The organism is Kiloniella sp. (genome assembly GCF_965205715.1).
Lineage (GTDB): Bacteria > Pseudomonadota > Alphaproteobacteria > Kiloniellales > Kiloniellaceae > Kiloniella.
Genome location: NZ_CBDBHW010000014.1, coordinates 884,048 through 908,047, shown reverse-complemented (window position 1 = coordinate 908,047; position 24,000 = coordinate 884,048). Strand labels below are relative to the sequence as shown.

The 24,000-nt window shown below is 45.5% G+C and carries 25 protein-coding genes; 14 read left to right on the top strand and 11 right to left on the bottom strand.

Annotated features, from left to right (window positions below):
* Positions 1-10 precede the first annotated feature (10 nt).
* The gene (locus tag ACOGW3_RS21125) at positions 11-1,588 is read right to left on the bottom strand and encodes a trimethylamine methyltransferase family protein (RefSeq protein ID WP_419904758.1); all 1,578 of its coding nucleotides are present in this window, start codon (positions 1,586-1,588) and stop codon (positions 11-13) included.
* A 156-nt stretch (positions 1,589-1,744) separates the two neighbouring features.
* Between ACOGW3_RS21125 and ACOGW3_RS21120 the strand changes: the two genes are divergently transcribed.
* The 6 genes from ACOGW3_RS21120 (at position 1,745) to ACOGW3_RS21095 (ending at position 6,829) form a co-directional block, all read left to right on the top strand.
* On the top strand, positions 1,745-2,587 hold the full coding sequence (locus tag ACOGW3_RS21120; RefSeq protein WP_419904757.1) for a LysR substrate-binding domain-containing protein: 843 nt from the start codon (positions 1,745-1,747) through the stop codon (positions 2,585-2,587).
* A gap of 171 nt (positions 2,588-2,758) precedes the next feature.
* Positions 2,759-3,496 carry a hypothetical protein gene (locus ACOGW3_RS21115; RefSeq protein ID WP_419904756.1) on the top strand — a complete coding sequence of 246 codons (738 nt, stop codon included), beginning with the start codon at positions 2,759-2,761 and terminating at the stop codon, positions 3,494-3,496.
* Positions 3,497-3,698: 202 nt separating this feature from the next.
* A complete protein-coding gene (locus ACOGW3_RS21110; protein WP_419904755.1) occupies positions 3,699-4,226 on the top strand; it encodes a PAS domain-containing protein in 528 nt (175 codons plus the stop codon).
* A gap of 49 nt (positions 4,227-4,275) precedes the next feature.
* Positions 4,276-4,665, top strand: a complete 390-nt coding sequence (locus ACOGW3_RS21105; RefSeq protein WP_419904754.1) for a VOC family protein — start codon at positions 4,276-4,278, stop codon at positions 4,663-4,665.
* A 125-nt stretch (positions 4,666-4,790) separates the two neighbouring features.
* A complete protein-coding gene (locus tag ACOGW3_RS21100; protein ID WP_419904753.1) occupies positions 4,791-5,711 on the top strand; it encodes a sulfotransferase domain-containing protein in 921 nt (306 codons plus the stop codon).
* Between the two features lie 182 nt (positions 5,712-5,893).
* Positions 5,894-6,829 (top strand): NAD(P)-dependent oxidoreductase, encoded by a 936-nt coding sequence (locus ACOGW3_RS21095; RefSeq protein ID WP_419904752.1) that lies wholly within the window; start codon positions 5,894-5,896, stop codon positions 6,827-6,829.
* Between the two features lie 48 nt (positions 6,830-6,877).
* Here ACOGW3_RS21095 and ACOGW3_RS21090 read toward each other — a convergent pair whose 3' ends face one another.
* From ACOGW3_RS21090 to ACOGW3_RS21065, 6 genes are all read right to left on the bottom strand, one after another.
* The gene (locus ACOGW3_RS21090; RefSeq protein WP_419904751.1) at positions 6,878-8,425 is read right to left on the bottom strand and encodes an L-serine ammonia-lyase, iron-sulfur-dependent, subunit alpha; all 1,548 of its coding nucleotides are present in this window, start codon (positions 8,423-8,425) and stop codon (positions 6,878-6,880) included.
* A 131-nt stretch (positions 8,426-8,556) separates the two neighbouring features.
* On the bottom strand, positions 8,557-9,450 hold the full coding sequence (locus tag ACOGW3_RS21085) for a dihydrodipicolinate synthase family protein (protein ID WP_419904750.1): 894 nt from the start codon (positions 9,448-9,450) through the stop codon (positions 8,557-8,559).
* A 173-nt stretch (positions 9,451-9,623) separates the two neighbouring features.
* Positions 9,624-10,346, bottom strand: a complete 723-nt coding sequence (locus tag ACOGW3_RS21080) for an amino acid ABC transporter ATP-binding protein (protein ID WP_419904749.1) — start codon at positions 10,344-10,346, stop codon at positions 9,624-9,626.
* On the bottom strand, positions 10,343-11,005 hold the full coding sequence (locus ACOGW3_RS21075) for an amino acid ABC transporter permease (RefSeq protein WP_419904748.1): 663 nt from the start codon (positions 11,003-11,005) through the stop codon (positions 10,343-10,345). Before ACOGW3_RS21075 ends, ACOGW3_RS21080 begins: the two co-directional genes overlap by 4 nt.
* A gap of 16 nt (positions 11,006-11,021) precedes the next feature.
* Positions 11,022-11,681, bottom strand: a complete 660-nt coding sequence (locus ACOGW3_RS21070) for an amino acid ABC transporter permease (protein WP_419904747.1) — start codon at positions 11,679-11,681, stop codon at positions 11,022-11,024.
* A 141-nt stretch (positions 11,682-11,822) separates the two neighbouring features.
* A complete protein-coding gene (locus tag ACOGW3_RS21065) occupies positions 11,823-12,638 on the bottom strand; it encodes a transporter substrate-binding domain-containing protein (RefSeq protein WP_419904746.1) in 816 nt (271 codons plus the stop codon).
* Between the two features lie 197 nt (positions 12,639-12,835).
* Here ACOGW3_RS21065 and ACOGW3_RS21060 point away from each other — a divergent pair, with 197 nt between their 5' ends.
* Together ACOGW3_RS21060 and ACOGW3_RS21055 are read left to right on the top strand one after the other, a co-directional pair.
* Positions 12,836-13,546, top strand: a complete 711-nt coding sequence (locus ACOGW3_RS21060; protein ID WP_419904745.1) for a GntR family transcriptional regulator — start codon at positions 12,836-12,838, stop codon at positions 13,544-13,546.
* A 384-nt stretch (positions 13,547-13,930) separates the two neighbouring features.
* Positions 13,931-14,305: a hypothetical protein gene (locus ACOGW3_RS21055; protein WP_419904744.1), complete on the top strand. Its 375-nt coding sequence runs from the start codon at positions 13,931-13,933 to the stop codon at positions 14,303-14,305.
* Positions 14,306-14,373: 68 nt separating this feature from the next.
* Here the strand turns inward: ACOGW3_RS21055 and ACOGW3_RS21050 are convergent, their stop codons facing one another.
* Complete coding sequence (locus ACOGW3_RS21050) at positions 14,374-15,204, bottom strand: hypothetical protein (RefSeq protein WP_419904743.1); 831 nt, start codon at positions 15,202-15,204, stop codon at positions 14,374-14,376.
* Between the two features lie 216 nt (positions 15,205-15,420).
* Between ACOGW3_RS21050 and istA the strand changes: the two genes are divergently transcribed.
* The 4 genes from istA (at position 15,421) to ACOGW3_RS21030 (ending at position 19,521) form a co-directional block, all read left to right on the top strand.
* Positions 15,421-16,929, top strand: coding sequence for an IS21 family transposase (gene istA / locus ACOGW3_RS21045; protein ID WP_419901087.1), 1,509 nt, complete (start codon positions 15,421-15,423; stop codon positions 16,927-16,929).
* The gene (gene istB, locus ACOGW3_RS21040; RefSeq protein ID WP_419901088.1) at positions 16,926-17,738 is read left to right on the top strand and encodes an IS21-like element helper ATPase IstB; all 813 of its coding nucleotides are present in this window, start codon (positions 16,926-16,928) and stop codon (positions 17,736-17,738) included. The genes istA and istB overlap by 4 nt, the downstream gene beginning before the upstream one ends.
* Positions 17,739-17,943: 205 nt before the next feature.
* Positions 17,944-18,498: a hypothetical protein gene (locus tag ACOGW3_RS21035; protein WP_419904742.1), complete on the top strand. Its 555-nt coding sequence runs from the start codon at positions 17,944-17,946 to the stop codon at positions 18,496-18,498.
* A gap of 375 nt (positions 18,499-18,873) precedes the next feature.
* Positions 18,874-19,521 (top strand): hypothetical protein, encoded by a 648-nt coding sequence (locus ACOGW3_RS21030; RefSeq protein WP_419904741.1) that lies wholly within the window; start codon positions 18,874-18,876, stop codon positions 19,519-19,521.
* Positions 19,522-19,547: 26 nt separating this feature from the next.
* On the opposite strand, the gene ACOGW3_RS21025 is transcribed toward ACOGW3_RS21030, so the two are convergent.
* Entirely contained in the window at positions 19,548-19,997 is a 450-nt protein-coding gene (locus ACOGW3_RS21025) for a PAS domain-containing protein (protein ID WP_419904740.1), read from the bottom strand.
* A 399-nt stretch (positions 19,998-20,396) separates the two neighbouring features.
* On the opposite strand from ACOGW3_RS21025, the gene ACOGW3_RS21020 reads away from it, so the two are divergent.
* Positions 20,397-21,386, top strand: coding sequence for a phosphoribosylaminoimidazolesuccinocarboxamide synthase (locus ACOGW3_RS21020; protein WP_419904739.1), 990 nt, complete (start codon positions 20,397-20,399; stop codon positions 21,384-21,386).
* 18 nt (positions 21,387-21,404) lie between these two features.
* Entirely contained in the window at positions 21,405-21,722 is a 318-nt protein-coding gene (locus ACOGW3_RS21015) for a hypothetical protein (RefSeq protein WP_419904738.1), read from the top strand.
* On the opposite strand, the gene ACOGW3_RS21010 is transcribed toward ACOGW3_RS21015, so the two are convergent.
* Positions 21,719-22,072, bottom strand: coding sequence for a TfoX/Sxy family protein (locus tag ACOGW3_RS21010; protein WP_419904737.1), 354 nt, complete (start codon positions 22,070-22,072; stop codon positions 21,719-21,721). The two genes, ACOGW3_RS21015 and ACOGW3_RS21010, sit on opposite strands and share 4 nt — an antisense overlap.
* A 21-nt stretch (positions 22,073-22,093) precedes the next feature.
* Complete coding sequence (locus tag ACOGW3_RS21005; RefSeq protein ID WP_419904736.1) at positions 22,094-23,863, bottom strand: ATP-binding protein; 1,770 nt, start codon at positions 23,861-23,863, stop codon at positions 22,094-22,096.
* Positions 23,864-24,000: the final 137 nt, after the last annotated feature.

Below are 24,000 nucleotides of genomic sequence, written 5' to 3'. Positions count from 1 at the left end.
GTTAAATTGTTTAATACCATTCGTCTGGCATCGACGCTTTGCGGCGTGCCATGAAATCTTGCAGGGATGCATCGACGCTCTGGTCAATGGTTGGGGGCGTGTACTCTGTGAGTAAGGCCTTCCAGCGGATATTAGCGCGCTCGGCGGCGGTTTTACTGCCGTGCTCGAACCAAGTTTCAAAGGGGCCTGTGTCCGGTAACTCGGATTGATAGTTGGCAGTGGCAAAGTTACGTAATGTATGGGCGGTAGAGAGGAAGTTTTGCCCCGGTCCGGTTTCTAAATAGGCATCCCGACCAAGCGCTTCGTCGTCAACTGATATCCCCTGCAGCATCTTGAGCATCATGCCGCAATGATCCAAATCCATGACAAATTTCTCGTAGGACATGGTCAAACCACCCTCGAGCCAGCCGGCGGCATGCCATACCTGATTGGCTCCAGACATAAGCGTTGACCACATCGCAGCAGCACTATCTTGCATTGCTTGCCCGTCGGCGGCATTTGAGGAGGTGATCTGTCCCCCGCCAGAGCGAACAGGTACGCCTAAGCGACGTCCAAGCTGTGACAGGGCCATGGTGCTGAGGTTGGCTTCGGGAGTGCCGAATGTGAGGGCGCCAGATTTCAGGTTCATGGTCGAATGGAAGCTGCCGAAAACCACCGGGCAGCCTTTGCGTATCAATTGGGTCAAGGCAATACCGACCATGCCTTCAGCAAGGGTCTGGGCGATCACGGCGGCTTGCGATACGGGGCCCATCGCCCCGCCAAAGATGGCAGGCGAAACCGCAACGCACTGATTTGCCGCGGCATAAGTTCGTAAAACACCGGACATAGTGTCATCAAAGACCAGTGGAGAATTAACGTTGATATTGGCCTGGATAACGGCGTTGTTTTTCATGAAATCTGTGCCAAACACCAAACGGGCCATGTCGATACTATCTTGGGCACGCTCTATGGAAGTCACACCACCCATAAAGGGCTTGGTTGAGTGGCGAAGATGGCCGTAAACCATGTCGAGATGTCTCTTGTTTACTGGGATATCCACGGGTTCACACACGGTTCCACCCGAGTGATGAAGCCAGGGCGAGAGGTGAGAGAGTTTCACAAAGTTCTCAAAATCCTCAAGTGTTGCATAGCGGCGGCCTTTGTCTAAATCCGTGACAAAGGGCGAACCATAACCGGGCATAAGGACAATGTGGTGGCCGCCAAGGGTAATGGTATTTTTGGGGTCGCGACCATGCAATTGAAATGCATTGGGTGCCGTAGCGCAGAGTGCGCGAACATGGCCGGGTTCAAAATGCACGCGAGATCCCAGAACTTTTGCACCAGCTTTTTGAAAGAGGTGAAGAGCTTCTGTATCGCCGCGAAACTCAATGCCAATTTTTTCTAGGATCCAGTCGGCCTGTTCCTCTAATTTGATTAGGGCTTTCTCGTTTAGGAGGTTGTAAGCCGGGGTCTGACGACAGTTGAACTGAAGCCCGTCGCCATTGGTAGGGCGTGATGCTCTGGCTTCAATTCGTGCGCCCCGCCCGCGCCGTTGAGAGCGAGGAAGAGAGGTTTTGTTTCGAGATAAATCTTGGGGAGTGTTGTTCAAAATATTTAATCCAATTTCTGGTTTCGTAGAAATCGACGTCTTTGTTAGATGTTATATTGATTGAGTTGTAAAAAATCACAAACCAAAAGATTTGCGCTAAGCGTTAAAATAATTTAAACGATAGACATGCGATTTAGACACTATGATAATCTTCGTTTGTTCAATGTTGTGGCCCGTCACGGTAGTTTTGCAGCTGCTGCTGAAGAGTTGAATCTGACCAAAGGCGCCATCTCTTATCAAATCAAAGGACTGGAAGACGAGTTGGGGTTTACACTCTTCCAGCGGCTTCCTCGCGGGGTGTTGCTCACGTCAAAAGGGCAGGAGTTGCTCAATACGACAAAACAGGCTTTTGATAAGATTGAATTGAAAGTCAGTGAGTTACGCCAAGCTGATACCCGCACCCTGACCATTGGGGTCTCTACTTATTTTGCATCACGTTGGTTATCCCCGCGATTGATGGATTTCATGCTTGCATATCCCGATATTCGATTGCGGGTACAGCCCATGATTGACCAGTTGGGGGGCGAAGAAGAAGGCATTGATCTCTCGGTTCGATGGGGAAATGGCAAATGGAGCGATATGTTCATCGAACCGCTTTTTCCCTCTCCGTCCTGGCCTGTAGGTAATCCAGAAATGGCTATGCGGGTTAAGCGTGATGGATTGAGTAAAGCCTTCTCTCGCTTCACTTTGTTGCGTGACCGCGATGACAGCAATGCGTGGTCTGATTGGTTTGATGCCTCTGGTTTGTTCTTTCCAGGCCACGAGGATACCTTAATCATTCCAGATCCAAATGTGCGTGTTCAAGCGGTGATTGATGGGCAGGGGGTTGCGTTAAATGATGAACTCGTCACGCACGAAATAGAGACAGGCACCCTGGTGCGTTTGTCCGATATAGAGCTTGCAGATTACGGCTATTACCTTGCATATCCAGGAAAGGGACGCTCAAACCCAGATGTTGAGGCCTTTGTTAGCTGGCTGAGGGGCAAGTCGTCGGAATAAGCTCTCAGCTGTCCTTACCGGGTTTTCTTCTATGCCGTTCACGGTAGGAAGGGATTGCGGATTTTGACCATAATAGAGTACCTGAATTGATATCGTGGTGTGCTGTTGGTATGGCACAGAAATTGCTTGTTATGGTTGAGTATTTTCTGTTGATATCAGACGGACACAACAATGCAAATAGGTGGAGCTGGCAGTCTACCCGGGATTGACAAGGGGTTTGACCGAGATAAAGAGCAACTTAGACTAACAGAGCTCAAGGCTGTACATAAGGTCGAACGGGAAAAATATGCCCAGCCAGACCCGGATAACACGGCAAATAAAGCTGCTTCAGCAAATGCACGGGCATTTTTTGCCAGAGGTTCTGAGCAGACATCATCAGCAACACAATCACAGGATATCCCCGCAGACGGGACGCAAGTAACCCTCGCTTCAAGCCAAACTTCACAAACATTATTTTATGCTCAACAAATAGCCTCAGCTATTCCAGAAGCCAGTACTGGTAACAGTTTGGCGGGGAGTTCATCTTCAACATCAACATCCCACAGTGAAGCCGTTGAAGCTTATCGAGAGGTAGTTGGTAAAACACCCGGCGAACGGATGAGAGCGCAAGTTCTTAGATCTCTGGGCATAACCGAAGAAGAACTTGAACAATTGCCACCTGAAGAACGTAAAAAAATTGAAGAGAAGGTAGCCCAGCTCATAGATGAGAAGGTGAAAAATTCGGTTACAGAGAATATCGCTGAACAGGAAGGCCCAAGTGGACAGAGTACTTCTCGGGAGAAGGATGGAACTGGTTATGAGCAGGCGACCAATAGCTCAAATGTCGGCGCTTATGGAAATACTGCTAATAATCCTGAAGAAGAAAGAAGTGACGATTTACGCAAAAGTCTAATGAAAAATCTAATTTAGAGAGGTTTGTTATTGATCGTTAGTTGTTATGATCTTGGTGGCCAATTATACGTTATTTGTAAATAACTTTATTAAGGTTTATTTATTAGGTACTTATTTTCAGCAAAGTTACATTTTAACCTGATTGTAATATGTCTGAGATATACAATCACTAAGGTTATTGTTTCTGTGTGAATTTATATGAAAGACGGGGGGTTATAACGTGGATTTCGCCACTGGTACCAAAGGTCTTACTTTACCTGTACAAGGCATCCTGGATTATTGGAAATCAATGCCGGTAGAGAAAGATCTTCCCTTAAAGTCAACTCTTGATCCTCTTTCAATTGCAACCGAAATATTGCCACATATCTTTTTGGTTGAACTGAATTACGAGCCTTTTTCCGCCTTTATTCGACTACAAGGTACCTATCTTAATAATTCACTCGGGCAGCATTATACCGGAAAATTTATTGATGAAACGACCTTTGGTGGCTATGCGACCGAAATATTAGAGCTGTATGAACAGGCAGCTCATAGGCGAATGCCGTATATCTCTCATGAAGAAATTTCTTCCCGTGAAGACCTTAGTGTTATTGTTGAAGCAATTCATCTTCCACTTATAGATGAACATGGCACGGTTAAATATATTCTCGGAGCAGTATCCCGTTTGTCCGAAATTCCTAGTCCTGAAAGCGAATTTGTTGCTTCTCGTTGGGAAGTCAATACGATCAAACAAGTAGCCTTAGGTTGAAGGTGTTATAGGCGCCAATTTTCGACCAGGGAATAAGCGGGAGGAAATAGTGCGGCCGGAAATCAATCAATCAATTGTCTTTACCTACTGTGATGATCTTGAGATCGCATCGACATTCTTCAGGGATACGATGGAGCTTGAGTTCGTTATTGATCAGGGTGCTTGTCATATCTTCCGCCTTACCGAGTTGAGTTATCTTGGAGTTTGCTGTTTGCCTGATCGACCCAGATCACAGGTCGGGGTAATGATTACCATCGTCTCAAATGATGTCGACGGTTGGCATAAGTTTCTGACATCTAAGGGGGTCGAGTACATCAAGGAGCCTTCCCATTCCGAGAAGTTCTCGGTTTATAGCTCACTCTTTGTTTCTCCCCACGGCTACCGCATTGAAATTCAAAACTTTGATGATGCCAATTGGCATAAGCGCACAATAAGCTGAGTGAAGTTTTCATTTTGAAAATCCCTGTCTCGTTGATGATGAGTACAGACAAGCTGCGCCAAAATTGTTATTCTCTTCAGCTTAATATCTCGGTGTGGTGCTGTTGATAACAGGGAGCTTGAATTATGACCCCTTCACAGATCGCGTGGTCGCAGATCAAATGGCCAGAGAAGACCCGTGAGCTTCATAGTCACCATTTTGATTCGACCATCTGGAATGATTTCCAATTCCGGGATGATGATATTTTCATCGCCACTTATGCGAAAGCGGGTACGACTTGGCTTCAGCAAATCGTCAGCCAATTGATTTTTAAGGGTAAAGAAGAACTTGCCGTTGCTGAAATGTCGCCCTGGATGGATCTTCGCGTGCCGCCAAAAGAAGTTAAGCTTGAGGAGGTGGAAAAGCAAAAACATCGACGGTTTTTAAAAACCCACCTACCTGTAGATGCCTTGGTTTTTTCTTCGAAGGCCAAATACATCTATATCGGTCGCGATGGCCGCGATGTGGTTTGGAGCCTTTATAACCATCACGCCAATGCGAATGATCTCTGGTATCAGGCTTTGAACGACACTCCTGGGCGGGTTGGCCCGCCTATAGATCCGCCGCCAGAAAGCCGGGAGCAGTACTTCCATAACTGGCTTGAAAACGATGGTTACCCCTTTTGGTCCTTTTGGGAAAATATCCGAACGTGGTGGGAAATTCGTAATTTACCCAATGTGAAACTGCTTCATTTTGCAGATTTAAAGGCCGATATGCCTGGAGAAATCAGACGCATTGCGGATTTTCTCGATATTCCAATCGACGAGGAGAATTGGGCCAATATTATTGAGCACTGTAGCTTTGATTATATGAAGGAAAATGCCATTGAAAGTGTTCCTCTTGGGGGCGCTTTTTGGGATGGTGGTGCGACGACCTTTATTCATAAAGGCACCAATGGCAGATGGCAGGAGGTTTTGTCTGCCAAAGAGAGTGCGGCTTACGAGAAAAAAGCCCTTTCCAAGCTTGGCCCAGAGTGTGCTGAATGGCTTCTAAAAGGTAATCAATAAGTGCTCCTTAAGTGCTCCGTAAGTTGAAACTAGGTCGTGCCTTGTTCCGCGAGTTTTGCTAAAAACGGGTTTGCAATTCTTGACCTTGAAAAGTGTTCACGGATTAAGGTTTAGGTAAATTTGTTTGTCATGAATGTTGTCGGGAATTACTACTATCAGTCTCTTTAAAAGGTGGGCTCCTGATGGCTGTATTGATTGATATTCGTGATCCTCTTTGGATGGATGAGGCTGACTTACGTGATTTCTTACAAAAGAAGTTACCCGATGTGACATTTCATATCGGATTTTCTGGGCAGGTTATGGAGGATGTGACAGTTCTTGTTGCCGTCAAATTATTTCCTGATGTGGTACAGAATTTACCCAATTTGCAGTTCATCCAAAAATTGGGTGCTGGTGTTGATACAATTCTAAAAGACACCGAACTGCCAGAACATGTTCGTTTGGCACGCATCCGCTCTGACACTCCAGCACGTGAAATTGCAGAATTTTGTCTGGCCTATGTGTTGCAAACCCAACGAAACATTTTGGAACATGCCGCAGATCAAAAAAATGCAGTATGGCAACCACGTGCGCCGCGTGAAAGCCTGTCAACCACGGTCGCGGTTCTCGGTCTTGGACATATCGGAAAGCGTACAGCGCAGACCTTTGCTCGTCTGGATTATAAGGTTATTGGTTGGAGCCAAAGCGATAAAGATATTGACGGTGTTCAGAGTTATTCAGGTCTTGCAGCTCTTACACAGGTCTTAGGCCAGGCTGATCATGTGATCAGCATCTTGCCATCGACAGAGAGCACTCGTTCCTTGTTCCGGGCCGAGCGTTTTTCGCAATTCAAAGCGGGGGCAACCTTTATTAATGTCGGGCGAGGTGATCTGATTGATGATGCAGATCTCATTGATGCTTTGAATGAAGGGCCTTTGGGGCTTGCTGTATTGGATGTTTTTCACAAAGAACCACTCCCCACCGATCACCCATTTTGGCGCCACCCAAATATCATCATCACCCCACATGTATCCGGTTGGCATCTGACAGATGGATTAGATGATGTTGCAATCAATATTGGGCACTATTTATCGGGTGGCCGCATTGTTAATGAAGTTGATCGCGCCCTTGGTTATTAGGGGTTACCGATAGCTGGATATATAATTCGTTTATCAGCTGATGTTCTCTTATTGACCAGCGAGTTCTCGTTCAATCGCTTGAGCTGTCGGGGTCATGGCGAGGCCGCCTTTGCCTGTGCAACGGAGCTCACACGGAAGCGCCTGTCCCACCTTATGCATGGCGACAATAACTTCGTCCAAAGGAATGAGATGATCAAATCCAGCAAGAGCCATGTTTGCTGCTGAGAGGGCATTTCCAGACATCATGACGTTTTTGCCCAAACAAGGTGCTTCCACCCGATTGGCAACGGGATCACAGATAAGACCAAAAGTATTTTGTAACGCCATGGAGGCCGCAGAGATGCACTGTTCAAATGTGCCGTCCATGAGAGTAACCAATCCTGCCGCGGCCATGCCCGAGCCTGAACCCGTTTCGGCCTGGCAGCCCCCGAGTTCTGCGGAGAACGTTGCCATCCGGGCGATGAAAACACCGATCAGACCTGCGGATAACATGGCTTTGATCTTTTGATCTTCAGACATGTTCAGGGCGTTGGCGATGCCGAGACAGGTGCCGGGTAAGGTGCCGCAAGACCCTGCGGTCGGAGCAGCAACAATAACCCCCATGGAACTTTTGACATCCATCAGGGCAGTGACAGCCAAAATAGCATCGTTATAGAGCCCCATGTTGAGAAAGCTATTACCGGACATCTTTTCTTTGAACGACGGCGCCTGTGCTGGATAGATCCGATCCATGTATTGAGTGCCTTGGATCCCAGCGTCGATTGATTTGTCGAGAATTTGCACAATCTCGCGCATTTTCTCAAAGACAGTATCTTCAGATATATTGCCTCTGGCGCTTTCGTATTTAAGTGCGAGTTGCCATAGCGAGAGGTTTTTATCCCGGTTATAGGCAATCATCTCTTCGCTGATGGTAAAGGGCAGATCCGTTATTGCAGAGCTCCCAATCGGGAGAATAGGGGCGAGTGTTTTGATGGCTTTGATATCGAAGTTTTCAGGGAGCATATCCCGATCAATAAAAGACTGTCCCTTGATCTGTATGACTTCCCCCTGGATGCCCTTGTGGATCAAAACGCTATCAACGCTATCCAATTCCATCAGATGAGCTTTAAGCTCTTGATCCTCACTCCAGATCAGGGTCTCTGAATAGTCGCCGTACATCGATAGTTTTAAATCATCGATGGCGATAACTTCGATAATGCCGCCGCCGATGGAAATCGCCAGGATGCAGCAACTTTCGTGATCGTTTGTCAGGGTAAGTTTATAGGTGTTGGGGTGGACGGCACCGTAATCTGTGATCGCGATTTCAACCTCAACGCCGTCTGCTTCAAGATGTTTAACCGCATCGACCATCCTGTCGTCGGTAATGTCCCAACCCATCAATCCTGTGAACAAGCCCATATCTGAGCCTTGACTGTCGTGGGTCGGCTCTAGGGAGCCATTGGGGTCGTATTCAATCAGGACCTTGGTTAATTCTCCCCCCATGTAATCTCGGCCAAGTTTCCCAATGCGGTATGCCGCGGCGACGTGAGAACTTGAAGCCCCGCGCATAACCGGGCCAATTGCGTCATTGAGAATGCTTGGGAAGTAGTTATTCATGGTATGAACCTTAGAAAACCCGAGTGGTCATAAAAAAAATACTGGACGAAGAACGAGCAGGGACTTCGTCCAGTATAGGCAGGCACAAGTGATAATGCCCAAGTTAAAAGCCAAAATTAAATCAGAAACCCCTAGATAGTAGGGAGTTCCGGGCGACAGGCAATCGCGTCACGAATGATCTTTTCAGCCTGTTCACGCTGTGCGCCAACAAGTGGCATGCGGGGCATACGGCAACGGTCATTTGACCCAATTTCGATCTGTTCTGCGAGTTTGATGTTTTGAACAAGATAAGTGGAAACATCGAGATCGAGAAGCGGGCGGAACCAACGGTAGATTTCAAGTGCTTCCTGATTGCGGCCAGCCTGCATTAAGCGGTAGATGGCAACGGTTTCTTTCGGGAAGGCAACAACAAGGCCAGCAACCCAACCGATGGCGCCAACGCTCAATGCTTCAAAGCCAAGGTTATCAACACCGGTGAAGATCGCGTAACGGTCACCGAGCTTGTTAATAATCTCGGTGGTACGACGAATATCATCAGAACTTTCTTTGATCGCAACAAAACGTGGCTCGTCTGCCAGCTCCAACATCATTTCCGGTGTGACATCGACCCGATAAGCAACCCGGTTGGAATAGATCATGATTGGTAGATCGCTTGCCTGGGCAACGGCACGCATACTTGCAACGGTTTCGCGGTGGTCAGTGTGATAGATCGGGCTTGGGACCAGCATGATGCCATCAGCACCGGCTTCCTGAGAGGCTTGTGCCATTGCACAGGCATCACGAGTGGCGGCTTCGTTGATGGTCATCAGGGTTGGTTTGTCACCCGTTGATGCCTTTGCCGTTTTTAAAATGGCGATTTTTTCTTCTTTTGAAAGCATGGAGCCTTCACCAAGCGATCCGCACACAATGAGGCCGTCACAGCCTGCATCCATCATGTAGTCAAAGCAGCGCTTCATTTCTGCATGATCAAGATTGCCGTTTTCATCAAACTTTGTTGTGACGGCTGGGATAACGCCTTTCCACATGGTCTTTTTCCTGTACTAAATTATAAATATTAAAAAGAGTGCATAGTATTCCCATTTCATATTTTGCCATCGTCGCTGCATCGCTCGTATAGACAATCTACACGTCGCTTTTTGCTCTTAGGGCTAATATAAACTGTAAAAACTATAATTCATTTCCCTGACTTGCGGGTTATTTACCGCACGTTTGCCAGGAATTTCTGGGTGTGAACAGATTGGGGGGCACCAAAAATCTGTTCAGGAGGGCCAACCTCTTCCATGGCACCTTGATGGAAGTAGGCAACACGGTCTGATACATCGCGTGCAAAGCCCATTTCGTGAGTAACGCAGATCATGGTCATGCCTTCATCAGCGAGAAGACGCATGGTATCCAAAACCTCGCCTACCAATTCAGGATCAAGGGCTGAAGTCGCCTCGTCAAAGAGCATGTATTCAGGCTCCATTGCCAGTGCACGTGCAATGGCGAGACGTTGCTGTTGCCCGCCAGAGAGAGCAGAGGGGTAAACATCAAGTTTATCACCAAGCCCAACGTGGTTGAGTTGCTTTTCGGCAATAGATTTTGCCTGATCCCGCGAGATTTTTTTAACGATCTTAGGGGCTAACGCAACGTTTTCCAAAGCGGTGAGATGGGGGAAGGAGTTCCATTGCTGGAAAACCATACCCATTCGTTGACGCAACTTGTTGATATTGGTCTTTTGGTCATGGACAGTGGTACCATCAACCACGACTTTACCCTCTTGAATTTCTTCCAGACCATTGATGCAATAGAGCAGGGTGGATTTACCCGATCCGGACGATCCAATGATGCTGAGTACTTCGCCCTTACTGACATTGAGGTCGATACCCTGCAGTACGTGGAGAGCACCGAAATATTTATGGAGTTGCTTGATCTCAATCATGAGGCCCAACCTTCTTCGAGCTTTTTGGAGTATTTTGATAGGGGATAGGAGAGGGCGAAATAGAATGCCCCGGCACAGGCCAGAATAATAAAGGGTTCCTGAGTTCTCGTGATCAGGATTTGTGAGGCCCGCAATAATTCCAGGTAACCGAGAACGGAAACGAGTGCGCTGTCCTTGATGACACTCAGGGCTACACCAACCCAGGAGGGGAAGACCGCGCGCAGTCCGATGGGCCAAACCACATAACGTAAGTCCTGCCAATAGGACATGCCCAGGGACCTTGCCGCACGGCGCATGGGCTCCCCAACAGCTTCGATACCACCGCGAACAACATTTGCCACCAGAGCGGCTGTATAGAGGCTGAGGACAAAGGCGCCAGCCGCAAAAGGTCCCATTTTCCAACCGATGATTGGGAAGAAGTTATAGAACAAAATCAACTGGATAATGAGCGGAACTGACCTGAAAACATCAAGGATGGTGCCAATGGTCGCCTGAGCAAACCATTTGGATGCTTGCAGGGACCAACCAAAGAATATGCCGAGAACGGTTCCAATCGAAATAGATACCAGTGATATGCCCAGTGTTCGACCAGCGGCTTCACCTAGGAATAATAGATCGGTGGCCTGGAAGTCCGAGAAAAAGGAAGCAGAAGTACTCATTGTGTCTATTCCTTTCTCAGTATCTAAACAGCCGGCGTGCGGCAAAATTGGAGGCGAGAAGAATAATTTTGACGATGACGTAGTAGATCACAGCCGTCGCAGCAAAATATTCAAAAATACGATAGGTCTTGGAGGCGAAGAACTGGGTTTCGCCAGAGAGTTCCCTAAATCCAACCAGCATGCCGAGAGAGCTCATCAATACCGCCCAAACCATTTGATTGGTCATGGGGTGATAAACGATTTTCAAGACTTGCGGGATAATGATCCGAATATAGGTTTGCGTTGCTGTCATGCCGAGCGATCTTGCCGCGCGTACCTGGGTGTCCGGGATAGCAAGGAAGCCACCTCTGAAATTCTCAGCGAGATAACCAGCATTATTAAAGGTAAGCCCGGCCAAAACGATCAGATAGGGAGATAGATGCAGGCCAAAAGCGCCAAGGCCAAAGCCAAAGAAAAACAATTGGAACAATGCGGGGGTGTTTCTGGCGATCTCTACCCAGGTTGTTGCGATCTGACGGAGCGGCGTTGGCCCCTTCATCCGGAGCAAAGCCAAGCCAAGCCCTATTGTTATCCCAAGGAGCATGGAGATAACTGCAACTTCAAGGGTCAGTAAACCTGCTTCCAGAAGTTCCGGTAATTTACGAAACACCGGGCGCCAGTGAAAATTATAATCCACGTGGGAAACTCCTACTGTTCCCCTCAAAACACAGGCCCACATTTTGGGGGATGTTTTGAGGGGAGGGTAGATTAGGCACTAAAGGGATAAACTTTAGTACAACGCACGTCTAGTACAACACGGGCCTAGTACAATACGCGCCTAGTACAATACACCGGGAATACGGAGCTCAGGTGCTTCACCACCTACATAGGCATCCCAAAGTTCCTGGTAACGGCCAGAGCGAACCTGGTGAGTTACAAAGAGGTTGAGGTAGTTAAGCCAAGTGGTGTCTTTACGCGGGCCAACGACGGATGTGTAGTCTGTGGTCCAAGGCATACGGGGACCTGCTGCAATGGTGTCGTACTTTTCAACGATTGGCTTAACGGCCGTGTTAGTTGTGATACCAACATCAGCTTTACCTTGCGCAACAGCTAGGAAAACTTCGTTTTCACTTTGGTAACCCTGATAGAGGTTTTCTGTTCCCCATTCCTTGGCAATTTTCAGGAATTCTTGTTCAGGAACAGTTCCAACCGCGGCGGCAACACGTTTGCCCTTCATGTCTGCGAAGGATTTGATACCGGTTTCTTTACCGATGACGGCCTGCGCATAATAAATGGCGTAGGGAATAGAAAAGCCAACGGTCTTTGCACGGGCGAGGGAATCAGATGTGCCGCCAAATACAACGTCGGCTGAATTCGTCACGATCACTGGAAGGCGTTCTGCCCAGGTAACCGGAATGATTTCGTGCTCAACTTCAAGTGCGGCCGCGAGATCTTTACAGTATTCAACATCAAAACCTGCAGGTTCGTTGTTGGCATCGCGATAGCCGATTGGTGGGAAATCGAGTACCACGCCGCAACGCAATACACCTTCGTCAATAACATCATCCAACTTATCTGCATAAGCGGCTGGCTGTGCAACAAATGCAGCCAGGCATCCGCCCAATGCAAGTGTCTTCATAAAACCTTTTAACATGTATTCCTCCAACTGTTGGTTTGCTTCTTAATTAAGTTTTTCGAGGTTGGTTTTGGCCTGATTTGAACAAGTCTTTTTGCTTGCTTTCAATTTGCGTGGAATATTGTATACTGCACATTGTATACAATATTCAATATAATAATTTAAATTCATCCCAAATCCTATCCATTTGAGGTGAGGATTATTCAAAAATATTAGTGGATGTATTTGATAAAAAAGAAAATTTAGTACAGGAGAAAAAATTGAAAATATTTGCTACAGACCTTGGAAAAACAGCCTCGTCTTCGGATGTTATCTTTGATGCTCTACGCGGATCGATCATTAGCGGACAGGTTCAAGCCGGGGAGTCGATCCGCCAGGAATACATCGCCAACTTGTTTAATGTATCGCGTATTCCTGTGAGAGAAGCCCTCAAGCGGCTTGAAGCTCAGGGCCTTGTGCAAAGTTTGCGTTATAAGGGATATGTGGTTTCTCTACTTTCCCATGCCGAGACCGAAGAGATCTACGAAATCCGCGCCTATCTGGAACCGATTGTGATTGAAAGGTCTGTTGCCGCTATGAGCGAAGAAACTTTGGAAGAGGCACGAGAGTACTGCGACCTGTTTAATACGGAAACCGATGCCACAAAATGGGGAGAGTGGAACCGCCGTTTTCATGAGACCCTCTATCGCGACGCGCAACGGCCTTATCATCTAAAACTGGTGGGGGAAGCAATTGACCGCGTTGATTCCTATTTGAGGGCACAATTGATATTAACCAACGGGATGGATCAGGCGCATCAGGAACATCTGGGTATTATAGATGCCTGTATTAAGGGGGACGGGGCTCTAGCAGCCAGTCGAACCCGTGATCATATTCTGGGATCTTATAAAATGCTGATTGAGTATCTCAATAACCAGAAAAAGTAACAGCAGACAAAGTTTATTCAAAGCTCCCCTTTGAGAGCTTTCTCATGTCGGGCAAAGGCTGCGGTCATAAAATCCATAAAGGCTCTGACTTTTGTATTCAGTATGCTTGAAAATATTATTTCTATATTAAATTTGCAACGATCTGGTTCTGTGTTCAGTACCCAAAATCAAAATATCCAGATAATATGTGATTAAGAAATATGAGTAATTTCATCATTTAATTAAAAGCTGGCACAGCAATTGAATTGTCTTTTGCGTCAGTAATCGAGGTGGATGTATAACTTAAACCGTCGGGTAGAGGTAGCGGAATAGGGTTGGTTTGACTATGCAAAGAAGACTTAATCAGATAAAGTAGTGTACGCTGTAGCCAGTATGAGGCATTGAATGAACCATTCATTTGAATATGAAGAATTCGGAACCTTGATAACGCTCAGAGGAAGTTTCAATGTCGAAGACATTATGGGCCTCCATAAAAACATCTATAACCATCCAAAACCTGATGGAAGTCGTTATTTCATCATAGACGCGACAAAGATGGCCATTGTGGATGAAACCCACGAAGTACCATTCGTAGTACCTTTTTCGGATCGGGTTTATGCTACTTATAAGCCGCACATGCATGTCATCTTTGTCTCCACCGATGATGATTTCATCGCACTTTACAAAAATTATCGAGATAACCTGGCGAGTACGGATTGGATATTTAAGCTTTTTGACACTCTTGAAGATGCAAGGGTTTATCAAAACTACATCTGTTGAGGCATCGGCTAGGCTGGTCTTTCTAAGCCGTTGCTATCACTTATAAGAAAACTTGTTCCATGAAGAGTTTAGGGAGAGTTTCTCAATTGTGATTGAAACTTCTGTGGTAGCCACCAACTGGTATCAAAAGGCTGTGTTCTCGCAGGGACAACGGGATTTTTTAAGATAATTAAATGCCGTTTATCCAGTTCTCCCTGTTGAATAATCTTCCCAAAACTATCTAAAAAGAGTTTTTTGAAAGACCCATCTTGCAACGCAATTTTTAGCCCTCTCTCTAGTTGTTTTGCCAATTCGGGACGGTGTTTTGTGACAAAGAAGTATACCGGGTGGGGATAATACAACATGACATTATCGGCGATCTTCAATTTATCGGAATAGCGATTTTGTTCTTCCCATATCTCGTTAACTCCACGATGAAAATAATCAAATCTGTTGCCGATTAAGAGCTGGAATAATTTTTCGTAGTTTACGTTGGTTACAACCCGTAAATTGTTCGCTTTATACACTGGTAAATCACCCCAATGAACTCCGTGTCCTCCAATATGGTTTTGAAGGCCCTTAAGGTCATTGATCCCACTTAGCTGATCATGCCTCTCTTTTTTAACCAGTAGAAGCCTCAAGCCGAGAAGTCCTCTATATAAAGGAATTTTGATTGGTATCATGTCGTTCTCACGACCCATTGTCGTCGACATCCACTGAAGATCTAGCTGCCCATCAATTATTTGATTTTCACCCCTTTTTTCGTTTACGAATTGGCCTTGGGGAGTTTGGACATGAAATGGCGTATCTAATTTACTAAGTGCAAGGGTGAGCACCTTGAGGCCAAAACTGTACCGATCTTGCTGTTGGTAGTGTTTGACGATTAAAGGATTTTCTGCATGTAAGGGGTTTGGCAACATCGTCATAAAAAGCAAAATTAAGAAAATGCTGTGACGTGTTCAGCGACAATAACCTTGGCCGGTTGCGACAACCACCTTGGCCGGTGGATCTGATCATTAAAAAGGGCGTGCCCGTTTGATAATCAGATCCACCGGCCAAGGCTTAATTTGGTGTTAGTTACAAGCTGCTGTGAGTTGATAAATTAGGAACCTCTAGATGTAATTGGAGGAACCTGTTTGCCGTATAAATTTATCACAGATGAACAACTGAGACTTTACATGACAGATAGAAAAACTCATGGTCAACGAACCGCCGCTGCCCGCGCAGGGTTTAGCGAACGCACGGCCCGCCGATTTGACGTTGATGCGACTTTACCGTCACAACGCAATATAAAGCGAGGGCGAACAGTTTCTGATCCGCTTGAAGATATCTGGGATAAGGACATCCTTCCCATTTTGGATAAAGACAACTCGGTCAAACCCATTACTTTGTTGCGCCACATACAGAGCCTCTATCCGCTCCGTTTTCCCGATGACCGTGTCAAGCGCACGTTAGAGCGCCGAGTTCGGGGATGGCGGGCTCTGAATGGCCCTGAAAAGGATATCATTTTCAGGCAAACACCTGAGCCGGGTTACATGGGCCAATCAGATTTCACGGATGCAGCCGACTTAAGTATTACCATTGCAGGAGATCCTTTGGTGCATCGGCTCTATCATTTTGTTCTGGTATATAGCCGATGGGAACATGTTGGGGTCGTACTTGGCGGTGAGAGTTTTACAGCCCTTGCGGAGAACTTACAAAATGCGCTTTGGTCCTTGGGGGGCGCTCCTGAAAACCACCGGACCGACAGCCTGTCTGCGGCCTTTCGGAATTTGAGCGTTGAGGAAAAGGAGGACATTACCAAACGTTATTCTGCTTTTGTTGAGCACTACGGTATGGAGGCCAGTCGAAATAACAGAGGGGAATCACACGAGAACGGTGCCATTGAATCTCACCACGGTCACCTTAAGACTGCGATAAAGCAGGCCCTGATTTTGCGTGGCAGTAATGACTTTGACACTTTGGATGAGTATCGGCGATTTTTGGACGAGCTGATTGCTAGACGGAACAAACATCGTGACCAAGATATCCAAACAGAGTTGAAATCTCTCAAGGCGTTACCTCCTCGGCGAACAACAGATTACACTGAAGTCGTGTCGAGAGTTACCAAAACAAGTGGTTTTTTAGTTAAGCAGGTTTTTTATAGCGCCCCTTCTCGCCTAATTGGTCAACGCTTGCGTGTCCATATTTACGATAACCGGATAGAAGCCTATCTAGGCAGCACTCATGTCGTCAGCCATTCTCGTGAGCGGGGGCACGGCAAAGGCCCCCGCATTCATGTTATCAATTATCATCACGTCATTCATGCTCTCAAACGTAAACCTCAGGCACTCGCCAATTCTATTTATCGTGACAGTATTTTTCCAAGAACCGAGTACTCCCTGGCCTGGACATTGTTTCAGAAAAAGTTGTCCCGCAGAGATGCGTGTCGTCAGATGGTTGGGATACTTTTCCTTGCGCACGAAGAGGCTTGTGAGGCCGAAGTCGCGCACCTGATTTCGAGAGAAATCAATGCAGGAAGGCTACCTTGCGCAAAAAAACTTAAGCTGAATATCACAAAAAAGAACACGGATTTACCTCCTGATATTCCCGTGGTTCAACCTTCATTATCAGTCTTTGATACTCTGTTGGAGGATCGGGCATGACAAACATTGAAGTGGATCAGCACAAGCTGCCTCTTATGCTAACTGACTTACGATTACCCAGCTTTCACAAACACTGGCAAGATATCGCAATCCAATCCGACAAGGAGGGCTGGTCAGCAGCCAGGTTCCTTGCCGTTTTGGCCGAATATGAATTGGCCGAAAGGGACACGCGACGCATTCAACGCCATCTCAACGCATCAAACCTGCTGGGCGGAAAAACTCTGGCCACTTTTAACTTCAAGCGGCTGCCTAACGTGAAAAAGGCGCAGGTCGAAGCCTTGTCTGCCGGTGACTGGATTGACGCAAGAGCAAATCTGATTGCCATTGGAAATTCAGGGGGAGGAAAAACTCATCTCCTATGCGCCGTAGGTTATGCTCTTATAGAGGCTGGATACCGTGTGCTCTATACGCAAACCAGTGATCTGGTGCAAAAACTCCAGGCTGCCAGACGTGAACTTATGCTCGAAAACGCCCTCGCAAAACTCGATAAATTTGATCTCATCATTCTCGATGATATTACCTATGCACAAAGGGATATATCTGAAACATCCGTGCTCTTTGAATTGATCGCCAGACGATATGAGTACCGAAGTATTGCAATTGCTGCCAATCAACCTTTTAGCGGATGGGACAATATTTTTCAAGATAAGGCCATGACCGTTGCAGCAATCGATCGTCTTGTTCACCACTCAACCATTCTTGAGATGAATATCGACAGCTACAGACAATGGGAAGCCGCCCAAAATCTCAAAAAAATGTTGCGGAAAACCACAAACAAAAAGGTGAAAAATATGCCTGAAGCATCGTAAATAAACGTCAGATCACAGCCGCATCAAAAGCGGCCAAGGTGGTTGACGCAACCGGACAAAGTGGTTGACGCTCTACAGTAACGCATAATACCAAACTCCATAGAATACCCGGATATGAGTTACTTTATTTCATCTGGGTAAATCTATTCTTAAAGGGATTACTCTATAAGGAAGTATAGGGCTTATTTAATTAGGAACTGTTAAGGTGCTTGCTTTCAACAAAATCGTTATATTTTTACTAGGGTTTTTGTTTAGTGCCATAGTTGTTGAAGTGAAACATGCCAAGGCACAATCCGGTATTGATTGCCCAGCAACACTTGCGACAGTGAACAATGGATTTCTTTCTATAATGATCGGGAAGACAATTCAGGAGATATATAAAAAGCTCAATTGTCGAGTGACACTTCATGAAGTACCGGGAAGACGAGGAATTGCTTTATTCAATATAGGCCAAGTTAATGGTGAAGTAATGAGACTGGATAAGGTGGAGCCCCATTATTCACGTGAGTTTGTTAGATCAAAGGTTAAGTTACTCGAGGTGAAATCTTCTCTCTGGGGGCGCCCTGATATGAAATCCGAGGAGGAAATGTTGGTGGGATATACTTTTGGTGTCATTTGGCAGGAAAATTACGTCGAAGGAAAAAGAGCAAGAAAATTTAATAATAATGAAGAACTTTTTGCGGCCTATAGTTCTGGTGAAATATCCAATTTCCTCGCTGCTATATTACGGTCGTTAGGGCTATTAAAAAGAGCGAATTAGAGCCCGTCCCATTTATCGTAAAGCCATTACTTTCAGATCCGCTCTATCATTATCTGGGCTCAGAATTTTCTCCTTTCATGGGCCGGTTTTCCGAATATTTACAGAAAAATCTTCCTTTCAAAGAGGTCGAAGACCTGCAGAATTAAGGTCGTATTTAAGGAGTAATCGGAGATTAATTTATGTAATTTTTTAGTGTGCAAATAAAAGACACAGAAAGGTGGTCAACTTCCGATCCGTTTTCAAATCTATCTGGTTAAATCTATTCTTAAAGGGATTACGTTATAAGGAAGAACAGAGCCTACTTACTTTGGAATGGTTATTGTGCTTTTACCCAATAAAAAATCATTTTTCATTCTTAGTTTTCTAGTTTTGGTCATGACAATTGACGCCCAAGTTGTGGAGGCTCAGTCAGAAATAGATTGCCCGACGACCATTTCTACATTTGATAGTGGATATCTTACCGAGGTGGTGGAAAGTACACTTAAAAAAATATATGAAAAACTCAATTGTCGGGTAAAGTTTGTTCCAGTACCCGGGCGTAGAGGAATTGCCCTTTTTAATGCTCTGCAAGTGAACGGTGAGGCCATGAGATTGAGCAAGGTGGAGCAGCTATATACTCGAGAGTATGTGAGGTCGCACATTCCTTTATTAGATCTGGTTTCTTCCTTGTGGGTACACCCTGATCACTATAGTGAAGGTAATCGTCCGATTGGGTATACTCTAGGTATCGTTTGGCAGGAAAAGTATGCTGAAAATAAAAGAGCGAAAAGATATAGAGGTATTGATGAATTAATAAATGCCTATAACCGAGGGAAAATATCGGGCTTTTTGGCATCAGATATCACAGTGATTTTGGCAATTCAAACAGGCAGGGTCGAGACTGATCTAATTAGGAAAGAAGTGATATTTTCTGCTCCAATTTATCATTATCTGGGAGACGAATTTTCTCCTTTTATGAAACGTTTTTCAAACTACTTAAAGAAAAATACTCCCTTTAAAGAGATCGAAGACCTGCAGAATTAAGTCAGAATTTTTGGAGTAACCCAAGGTTAATGTAACGTTTCTGTTGTATGTAAAATAATGCAAACCAAAAGACGGTCTACGTCCTGTCCATTTTCTGACAGGGGCAACATCAACCGAGAATATTTTATATAGTGTTTATCTATCCAGCTTGCATCGAGATCATGAACCGTTGGCTTCTTATCCCTGATCACAGTATCGAAATGCATCTTAACAGAAGCATACAGCGGCCCTAAAACGATATCTTTTACGAGCTTTCCTGTATAATCCACGCCCCACATGTCAACAACAGAGGTACCCATAAGGGTGGTTTCATACTCTAGGGGATCTAGGTGGACTTTATACATACAGAGGTATGGGAGCAGGCTGGGAAAATCTAAAGGGTCTATATCCACACGTGCTGGAGCAATACGGTCTCCCCGTTTTTGATTCCAGTAGTCATAGAGCTGCTGATGCTCAGGATGAACAAGTTCTCGCATCGTATATTTACCTGTTCAAAAATTACTTATGCCAATCCCAGAAATAAATTATGGCATAAAGAAAATCGAATAGGAATAATCATTTAGAGATAAAATTAGCGCTATTAGTGTCTTGTTTTATATGCAAAATTAAAGTCGGAAAGAATAGTATTGCATTTGTTCTATCAAGGGTGGTGTTGCACTTTTTTGTTTTGGTTAAGAATTTGAGGTTTGGCTCTTTACCTTTACCGAAGAGTTACTGGGGAAAGAGGTGGGATTAATGACAATCTTCCTATTGATGGGTCTCCTTTTTTAAGTGCCATAAATGGAGTTACTCAGAAATCTTGTCCTTGGGTCGTGTGGGTGATATCTAAGTCTCAGAATCTATTTGGCACGACACCAGTCAGAGGCAGGATCGCAATGAGCGACAAATACCAGGACTTTCAACAGGCTTTAGCCAATCGTTTAACCGATGCTGCTTATCCGGAATTGCCTGAGCATTATCAAGGTAAGGTTCGGGATGCGTACGATCTGCCGGATGGCCGTCGCATTATGATTGCAACCGATCGTCAGTCTGCTTTTGATCGCATCCTTGCTGCTGTGCCACACAAGGGGCAGGTTTTAAACCAAACGGCGCGGTTCTGGTTTGAAAAAACTGAAGATATTTGTCCAAATCATATCATTAGTTTTCCGGATCCCAACGTTGTTATCGGGCGCAAGCTTGAAATGTTACCGATTGAAATGGTGGTACGCGACTACATGACGGGATCGACCGAGACCTCTATCTGGCCTATGTATCAACGCGGTGAGCGAACTCTATACGGCCATGATTTCCCTGAAGGCCTATCCAAAAATCAGAAGCTGCCAGAAACCATTATCACACCGACCACTAAAGCAGCGCAGGGGGAACACGATGCCCCGATTACGGCCGCACAAATTGTTGATCAAGGTGTGTTGGCAAAGGATGTCTGGGAAGAATTGGCACGGCTTTCGCTTGCTTTGTTTGCCCGTGGTCGTGAAATCGCAGCCGAGCACGGTTTGATTCTTGTCGATACCAAGTATGAATTCGGTATTGATGAACAGGGCCGCATTACTCTTGCAGATGAAATTCATACCCCGGATTCAAGCCGTTACTGGATTGCTGAGAATTATCAAGAGCGTATGGATCAAGGTCTGGAGCCAGAAAGCCTGGACAAAGAATTTCTTCGACTTTGGGTCAGCCAACGCTGTGATCCCTATAAAGACGATATTCCAAATATTCCAGACGAAACACTTGAAATATTTAGCGAGAAATACATTAACCTGTTTGAACGGGTCACCGGCGAAACTTTCAAACGAGAAAGCTTTGACCAGCCATTAAGAGACCGTATCCGGAATAATCTGGCAAAGATTCTGCCAGAATACTTCTGACGCATTTTAATGAAGAGCATGCAGCCCTATCCCCCCTATACTTACGTCTGGGAATTTATCGTTAGGGATGGGGTTAATGCTGAGTTTGAAAAACTCTATGGTCCCGAGGGTGACTGGGTAAAGTTGTTCCGGTTGGGTACGGGATATCTGAAAACGGAGTTGATGCGGGATCAAGCTAACCCGCAAAGATATCTCACGCTTGATTATTGGCAATCTTACGATCAGTATTTGAAGTTCAAGCGGGAATTTGGGGCAGAATACGCCTCTCTTGATGCTAAGTGCGAAGGCCTGACTTGTGAGGAAAGAGAGATCGGTGAGTTTTCAATAAACTCTTAAGTACTTTCCTTCGTCGCCATTTCCAAGACGTATTTTCGAGACATGTCGAGCAATTTTAAGAAGGTTTCAGTGTCTTCTCTTTGTGCATCACTGAGAACTGCATAGTCTTTCTTTATAGGGGCTTTGGGGAAATATTTCAGTGGCTTTCCCCCTTGTTGTAAAATCTGGTCTCTTTGTATGTCCGGTAGTTTTAACGCCAGTCCTGCAGGGCTGAGTGACATAAAAATCTGTCCTTCAACGTAGGCGGCAGCCCCGCTGAAAAAGTGCTTACAGGTGATGCTGCTCAAGTTTTGTGTTTGAGCTATTTGCTGGGTTAAAGTGGTGAGGTCAGTAAGATAAGGTTCTGCCATGGGTTTTTATAACACCCTAATCTATACAGAACTATCAATATCCATAAGCGGCATGGTGACGAGGAAAGTTGAGCCTTTGCCCTTTTTACTTTTAACCGCAATTTTTCCGCCCTGTCTCTCGACCAAGTCCTTACAAAGTGGAAGTCCCAAGCCTGTGCCTGTTTCGCCACTGGTACCCAGGGTGGATGTTTTTTCACTTAACTGGAACAAACGGCGGGACTTGGCTACGGGTATGCCGACCCCGGTATCAGAGACTTCAATTTCGGCCCAGTCATTCTTTGTCCGACTGGTTATGGTAACTTTACCATTGACCGGTGTGAACTTGATCGCATTGTGGATCAGATTTCGAAGGATGGTATCTATCATATAGGTGTCAGCCAGAATGGTAATATCCTCTTGGCTATCAACGTCTATATGAATAGCTTTTTCATCGGCGATCGGGGCAAATAATTCCACGCTTTCTTTGATGATATTATCAAGGCTGACGGGGCCGAGCTCAAATTCCATACGGTCCATTTGTAACAAGGACCAATCAAGAAGATTTTCTAATAGTTTAAAGACTTGTTGGGCTGATTTGTGAACAGAAACACTGTATTGAACGGTTTTTTCTGGATCTATATCAGTCCCTTTGGTCGACAATAAACTCGAAAAGCCGAGAAGAGAATTAAACGGACCTTTCAGATCGTGAGCGATAATAGAGAAGAACTTGTTCTTTTGCTCGTTTAACTGCTGAAGCTTTTCCTCTGCCAGTCTGTGTTCTGTGACATCTGAAATCCAGATCATGACGGCTTTTTCTCCGCCAAAAGTATAAGGGCTCCAATCCAGATAAGCCCACCAAATAGAACCGTCAGTACGCTTTCTTTGTTGTTCAATCCCATTGATGGCGCCATTTCGTTTGTACAGCGCCCATATATCTTCACGGTCTTGTGGGGAAACATAGCTATTTGAAATTACGTCCTCAATGTTAGTTTCATTATCAGACGCATAAAACATACTGGTAAAGCGGCGATTGTAATACAGTTGTTTTCTTCCCTTTAGGGACACGATAGATACGCCAAAGGGACTATTGTCGAGAATTTGAATTAAACGGGCTTCACTTTTGCGTAGTATCGCTTCGGCGTGTTCCCTTTCTTTAATTTCCTGCTCCATGGCAAAGGTATCAGAGATCCTATCTGATGATTCATTGATAGAATTTACGACCAGATCCAATTCATCCAGAGACTTATTTCGTTTGTTACTACGCAAGAGTATTAATGGGTCGTGAGAGTGGGCCAAATCCAAGTTGGCTAAATATTCGGTAATACTCGTAAGGTGCCTGCTGACCATCTGGTGGAAAATCATGATTGTAAAGATCACGACCAAAGCCGTTTTAAAGGTATTGCTGACAAGAATAATAAAGGCACGATCTAGAACGCGTCTAAAGGCGGCATCGACGTCGATCGCAACGACCAAGGTGCCAATCTCATCATAACTGCCAAGGTATCTATATCGCAGGGGAAAACTTTTAGTCCCGTCATCCTTGAGTGGTTTATTCCCGATCGATAGTAATATTTCCTCGTTGTCAATAATTGCGGCGTAATTGACATCCCTGATATTTACCAAACCCTCTATAATGGTTTGTAAAAGCTCTGTGTCTGTGGCCCATAGGCCTTGCGTGATGGTTTCGAGATGCACTTGCCTGATTTGCTCAAGGCCCTTATCCCTTTCGGCAATATCAGTTTTATAATCTCTTTGCAGTTGGAAAATGGTGAGGAATAGAGTGACCAAGGAACTGCATAATACGATATACATTATCAAGCGTCGTGAAATCGACTTAAAGGGTATGTTCTTTGTATTCTTGTTTCCCAATTAAGCTGGCCTTTAAATTAGTATCGTATGCAGAGTTTTTATAGAACCCCTCATCAACAATGCCCTTATTTACTTCACCT